Raw genomic sequence first — 5,891 nt, forward strand, 5'->3', positions numbered from 1 at the left:
CTAGTACGGCGCGTAACAGACCCAGCTGTTGGCGGGCACGGAGAGTTCGACCCAGCCCTCCTCACCGGTCTGGCGGGCGTCCATCGACCCGGTGTAGTCGTGCAGTTCGCGGTCGGACCACGTCGTGTAGACGTGTTCGGTCCGCTCGTGGTCGGCCTTGTTGATGGCCGCGAGCAGCGACCCCTCCCGTTCGTGGACGAACAGGTCACGGTCGGCGTGGCGGACGTACTGCGGGCCGGCGGCGAGGTTGCGCTTGACCCAGACGAGGTTGCGGAGCCACGGGGCGGCGTAGTCGACGCCGGCCTCGGGGATGGCGTGGTTGCTGTAGACGATGGGGTAGCCCGGCGAGGTGAGGATGAACGCGTAGGCCAACCGCTCTAAGGGCGGTGCGGACTCGTCGTGGTTGGAGACGAACGTCGAGGCGTGGTAGGAATCACGGCCCAGCAGGCAATCGCCGTCCTCGATGACGCCCTGAAGCCAGCGGAAGTCACCGTCCGCGCGGAAACTGTCCTGCATCGTGAAAAACAGGGGGTAATCGAAGCAGTTCATCCCGGTGTCGACGTAGCTCTGCAGGAAGTCGACGTCGCCGTCGAACACCTCCGCGACGCGGAAGAAGTCGTGGTCGTCGACCCACTCGTTGAGGTACTCGTCGAAGAACCACTGGGGGACGTGCTTGGCGGCGTCCCAGCGGACGCCGGCACAGCCCATCTGGGCTATCTTCTCGACGTACGCCCGGAGGTGGCGGCTCACTGTCTCGTGGGTCTGGTCGAGGTCCCAGAGGTCGAACAGCTGCATGTCCGTGCGGCCGCCGGCCTCGGGGTGGTGGTAGTACTCGGGGTCGTCGAGGTGGGCGTAGGCCCCGTCGCCGGGGTCTTCGGTCCCGGTGTGGTTGACGATGGCGTCGATGTAGACGCCCACCTCGCCGTGGCGGGCGTCGCCCAGTTCCTCGACCATCCGCTCGAAGGCGTCCTCGCTTCCCAGCGGGGAGTCCCACGTGAGATGATCGCTGGGGTTGTAGCCGTTGGACTGCGCGGTGACCGGTTCCATCGGCGGTTGGACCCAGACGGCGTCGTAGCCCGACCCGGCGATGAGTTCGGCCTCCTTTGTGATGCGGTCCCAGTGGTCGCCCTCGGGGCCGCCCGGTTCGTGATAGTCGAAGTACTGGAGTGCAACCGGTTCGCCGGTCATCTCTTGACCGTCCGCGACAGTCGTCGCACTCGTCGCCATCGACGGCGTCGTCGGTCCAGCGCGCTGACAGGATGCTGTAGATTCGTCGTTCATAGTCAGAGATACACCCACCAGTCTGACTGACGGCCGCCCGACAGCCCGCCTGCAATGGCCGTCAGTGACATGGTATACACTTGCCTGTCAACACCCCCCGTATTTATATCTTTCATCATCTTTATCAAATGTTATCATCCAGAGGGGGTGTGACTGAACAAAACAGCGACTACCGGTAGTGGCCGGCGGTGATGGCCGTGAAAACCATGAAACGAAGGGGGAGAGTGACCGAACGGCCGCGGGATGTCGGGGAACATCGGGGCAGGCGGCCGGGGCGGTCAGTTGATGTCGGGGAACATCTGTGCCACCATGGCACGTGCAGGCGGGTGCGTTTCCTCGCCCGCATCTTTACTCACGACCGAGTAACACTTGAATGGTGGTATGTGATCTATATAGCTAGCAATAGTTAGGGTGAGAATCACACACACTGAGATATTTGCCGTAACTCTCAGTTATAGACGTACAGAGACGTATGAGCACTATACATGAACGACGACGCCAGCGAGCCGCGACGGTTCGGGACACGGTGTGTCCACGCCGGGCAGGAGCCCGACCCACAGACGGGGGCAGTCGCACCGCCTATCTACCAGACCTCCTCGTACGCCTTCGGCGACGCCGACTACGCGGCCGACCTGTACGCCTTAGAGGACGACGGTAACGTCTACTCGCGGTTCGACAACCCGACGGTTCGGACTCTAGAGCGTCGCCTCGCCAGCCTCGAGAACGGCGTCGACGCCGTCGCGACGGCATCCGGAATGGCCGCACTTGACGCCGCGACGCTCGTGTTGGCCGAAGCCGGCGACAACATCGTCTCTGCCTCCTCTATCTACGGCGGCACCCACAGCTACTTCACCAAGACCGCCGGCCGGCGGGGTATCGAAGCCCGATTCGTCGACACCCTCGACTACGACGCCTACGCCGAAGCCATCGACGAGGATACGGCCTACGTCCACCTCGAAACTATCGGCAACCCCTCGTTGGTCACGCCGGACATCCAAGCGGTGGCCGACGTGGCCCACGATCAGGACACGCCGCTGTTCGTCGACAACACCTTCGCCACGCCCGCGCTATGTAACCCGCTCGACCACGGCGCGGACATCGTTTGGGAGTCGACGACGAAGTGGATTCACGGGTCCGGGTCGACCATCGGCGGCGTCCTCGTCGACGGCGGGAGCTTCCCGTGGGGCGAGCACGCCGAGAAGTACCCCGAAATCGGCGGCACCAACCCGGCGTTCGACCGGAACTTCGTCGAGAGCTTCGGCGACCGGGCGTTCAGCGTCGCGGCCCGCCAGCGCGGCGTCCGGAGCCTCGGCGACGGACAGGCCCCCTTCGACGCGTGGGCGACCCTGCAGGGGACCGAGACGCTGTCGCTGCGGATGGAGCGCCACTGCGAGAACGCCGTGCGCGTGGCCGAGTGGTTGGACGACCACCCCGACGTGGCGTGGGTGACCTACCCCGGCATCGAGGACCACGAGACCCACGCCAACGCCGCGAAGTACCTCGACGGGGGCTTCGGCGGAATGGTCGGGTTCGGCCTCGAATCCGGCTTCGAGGGCGGCAAGCGACTGTGTGAGGAGACCGACCTCGCGCAGTTTCTCGCCAACGTCGGCGACGCGAAGACGCTGATCATCCACCCCGCGAGCACGACTCACGCCCAGTTGAGCGAGGCCGAACAGCGCGAGAGTGGCGTCACGCCCGACCTGATTCGCCTGTCGGTCGGCATCGAAGACGCCAGAGACATCATCGCCGACCTCAAAGCGGGTATCGAGGCGACATAACTATGGACGTCGACCGCGGCACCGTCTCGCTGGGCGAGTTCACCTTCGAGTGCGGGGAGTCCATCCCCGAGTTGGACGTCGCCTACGAGGCCTACGGGGAGTTCACCGGCGACAACGCGGTGCTTGTCTGTCACGCTCTGACCGGCAGCGCCCACGTCGCCAGCCACCGACAGGCCGACGACGCGACCAGCGGGCAGGCCCGCGCGTGGTGGGACGACATCGTCGGCCCGGGCAAGGCCATCGACACCAACGACTACTACGTCGTCTGTGCGAACATCCCCGGCTCGTGCTACGGGACGACCGGTCCCGCGAGCGAGCACCCCGAGACGGGCGAGCCATACGGCACCGACTTCCCCGCGGTCACCGTCTCCGACTGGACGGAGGCCCAGCGCGGCCTCTTGGACGAACTCGGCGTCCCGGCCTTACACGCCGTCGTCGGTGGGAGCGTCGGCGGGATGAACGCCCTGGAGTGGGCGCGCCGACACCCCGACCACGTCGACCGCGTCGCGGCCATCGCCACCGCGGCCCGCGTCGACCCGCAGTGTCTGGCCATCGACGCCATCGCCCGGCGGGCCATCACGACCGACGACGACTGGAACGGCGGCGACTACTACGCCGAGGACCGGCCGAAGCCGACCGACGGCCTCGCTATCGCCCGGCAACTCGGCCACGTGATGTACCTCTCGAAGGCCAGCATGGAGAAGAAGTTCGGCCGCCGGTCGGCCGGCCGGGACGCCGTCCGGACGTTCCCCACCGACCCCGCGGCGTCGTTTTTCCCCTATCGAGATGTCGAGTCCTACCTCGACTATCAGGCCGAGACGTTCGTCGACCGCTTCGACGCCAACAGCTACCTCTATCTCACCCGGGCGATGGACAACTACGACCTCGCGTCCGGGTTCGAGTCCGACGCCGCCGCGCTGGCGGCCTTCGTGGGCGAGTCGTTAGTGATGTCGTTCACCGCCGACTGGCACTTCACGGTCGATCAGGCCGAGGAACTGGCGACGGCCCTCCGGGACGCCGACGTGGCGACCGCCCACCACGTCGTCGAGTCCGACCACGGCCACGACGCGTTCCTCGTCGAACCGGAGAACGTCGGCCCGCCCCTCCGGGACTTCCTCGCCGCGGGCGTCGACGGGACGGCCATCACCGACACCGCCGAGGAGGACACCGACACCGACCGCGAGTTCGCGCCCGTCCACAACAGCCTCTTTTCGGACTGAGCGTTCGGGCTGATAAGAAGATACTTGAGCGTCCCAGTCGGAATTTCTCCCAACCGATGGGTCCCCTCTGTGACCGGTGGTCGGCGTGAGCGCCCCCGAGTCCGACTTCGAGGACGCCGCCGCGGTGCTCGTGCTCTCGCCCCGCGACGTGGGAGCGAAGGCGTGTGCCGACCTGCTGGAACGGACTCCCGGCGGTCTCGACCGCCTCCTGATCGTCGCCATCAGCGACGACCCGGCCGCGTGGGAGACCCGACTCGACGACCGGCCCGCCCTCGACGGCACGGCCGTCAGTTACGTCGACGTCCGAACGCTCCGCCACGGCGACGACGACGGGCCGACACCGGTCGAGACGGTCCGGAGCCCCGCCGACCTGAACGCCCTCGGTACGGCGATAAACGACGTCCTCTCGGACGCCGCGGCCGCCGGCGAGCGCGTGGGTCTCTGTGTTTACTCCATCAGCGAGATGCTGGCGTTCGTCGACCGGGAACTGGTGTTCAAACTCCTGCACACCGTCGGGGCACGCCTGCGGCGCGAGGACCACGTCGCCTACTTCCACCTCGACGGCGACACCGGCGACGAGGAACTGGAGACGCTGTTCTCCCACCTCAGCGACGCTGTCGTCTCCATCGACGACCACGGGATGACCGTCTCGCCGGGCTACTACGCCGTCGCCCCGGAGGACGACGATTTGCCCCCGGAGTAGCACCGCCGGCGCGACATCGGTCCCCGCTCGGCGTCAGTCGGCGGGTTCGACGGGGATATCGACGGCGGTGTCCGACCGGTCGTCCGGTTCGTCCGTCTCGACTGCCTCGGCGAGGTCCGCCAGCGTGAGTGTGACGTTTCGCTTGTTCGCCTTCCAGAGTGCGTCGACCACGGTACCGACATAAGGGACGGACCCACCCACGACGTCGAAGGTGATGTTGGCGAGCATCTCGACGAGTGTCCTGAACGAGACCCCCAGATACGCAGATTCGGCGACGATGTACAGGGAGAACGCACCACTCAGCAGATCCCCGGCGACAGGGATCGCCCCCAGAAACGGGTCGAGACCGATCCGGACACCGATTCCGGGAACGCGCACGCTCTCGTCGAGCACGTACGCGACCGTCTCCATCCGGTCGAGAGCAGCCTCGTCGACGCTCGCCGGCAGTTCACCGTCGTAGTCGACGTCGAAGCGAGACTCGAAGCCAGTAGTCATCGTACCAACAGTTCCGGACGGAGCGGTAAAGATTGTGTGGTGTATATCGTCGTCGCTCACACAGTCGCGGTAGCGAGTCCCGATTGCCGGTCGACAGCGCCCCCGCAGTGCCGTGGTGACGAAAGTATTAGTACCGCCTCGTCGTACCCTTCCAGCGTGAGTCGTTCCGAGGACTCCCGACTGTCGAGGGCGTGGGACCGTCTCGTCTCCGCGGAGACGGCCGTAGGGCTGTTTCTCGCGATGATCCTGTATCTCGGCCTCCGGCCGCTGGTGTCGGAGGGCCTCGCCTACGTGATAGCGCTCGTCACCGGCGTCGTCCTCACCGTCGTCCTCATCCGCTACGACGAGGCGTCCCGTTTTAAAAGCCACTTTTTCTGTCCGGGCTCGCGCTCGCCGGCGGCGAGCGCTCGACCC

The 5,891-nt window shown here is 66.2% G+C and carries 6 protein-coding genes; 4 read left to right on the forward strand and 2 right to left on the reverse strand.

From position 1 onward, the window contains the following. Complete coding sequence (locus tag GJ629_RS13670; protein WP_157513543.1) at window positions 1–1,281, reverse strand: alpha-amylase domain-containing protein; 1,281 nt, start codon at window positions 1,279–1,281, stop codon at window positions 1–3. A 485-nt stretch (window positions 1,282–1,766) separates the two neighbouring features. Between GJ629_RS13670 and GJ629_RS13675 the strand changes: the two genes are divergently transcribed. From GJ629_RS13675 to GJ629_RS13685, 3 genes are all read left to right on the forward strand, one after another. Further along, window positions 1,767–3,059 carry an O-acetylhomoserine aminocarboxypropyltransferase/cysteine synthase family protein gene (locus GJ629_RS13675; protein ID WP_157513544.1) on the forward strand — a complete coding sequence of 431 codons (1,293 nt, stop codon included), beginning with the start codon at window positions 1,767–1,769 and terminating at the stop codon, window positions 3,057–3,059. 2 nt (window positions 3,060–3,061) lie between these two features. After that, complete coding sequence (gene metX / locus GJ629_RS13680) at window positions 3,062–4,279, forward strand: homoserine O-acetyltransferase (protein WP_157513545.1); 1,218 nt, start codon at window positions 3,062–3,064, stop codon at window positions 4,277–4,279. A gap of 85 nt (window positions 4,280–4,364) precedes the next feature. Further along, the gene (locus tag GJ629_RS13685) at window positions 4,365–4,982 is read left to right on the forward strand and encodes a hypothetical protein (RefSeq protein WP_157513546.1); all 618 of its coding nucleotides are present in this window, start codon (window positions 4,365–4,367) and stop codon (window positions 4,980–4,982) included. 33 nt (window positions 4,983–5,015) lie between these two features. On the opposite strand, the gene GJ629_RS13690 is transcribed toward GJ629_RS13685, so the two are convergent. Then, complete coding sequence (locus tag GJ629_RS13690) at window positions 5,016–5,477, reverse strand: DUF4112 domain-containing protein (protein WP_157513547.1); 462 nt, start codon at window positions 5,475–5,477, stop codon at window positions 5,016–5,018. 156 nt (window positions 5,478–5,633) lie between these two features. On the opposite strand from GJ629_RS13690, the gene GJ629_RS13695 reads away from it, so the two are divergent. Continuing rightward, a partial coding sequence (locus GJ629_RS13695) for a hypothetical protein (RefSeq protein ID WP_157513548.1) occupies window positions 5,634–5,891 on the forward strand: 258 nt, incomplete at its 3' end.

Origin of the sequence: Halapricum sp. CBA1109 (assembly GCF_009741825.1) — an archaeon.
Taxonomy (GTDB): domain Archaea; phylum Halobacteriota; class Halobacteria; order Halobacteriales; family Haloarculaceae; genus Halapricum.

Excerpts from the sequence above, each read along its gene's own strand:
- GJ629_RS13670 (WP_157513543.1), bottom strand. The coding sequence starts at position 1,281 with ATGAACGACGAATCTACAGCATCCTGTCAGCGCGCTGGACCGACGACG.
- GJ629_RS13675 (WP_157513544.1), top strand. The coding sequence starts at position 1,767 with ATGAACGACGACGCCAGCGAGCCGCGACGGTTCGGGACACGGTGTGTC.
- metX (WP_157513545.1), top strand. The coding sequence starts at position 3,062 with ATGGACGTCGACCGCGGCACCGTCTCGCTGGGCGAGTTCACCTTCGAG.
- GJ629_RS13690 (WP_157513547.1), bottom strand. The coding sequence starts at position 5,477 with ATGACTACTGGCTTCGAGTCTCGCTTCGACGTCGACTACGACGGTGAA.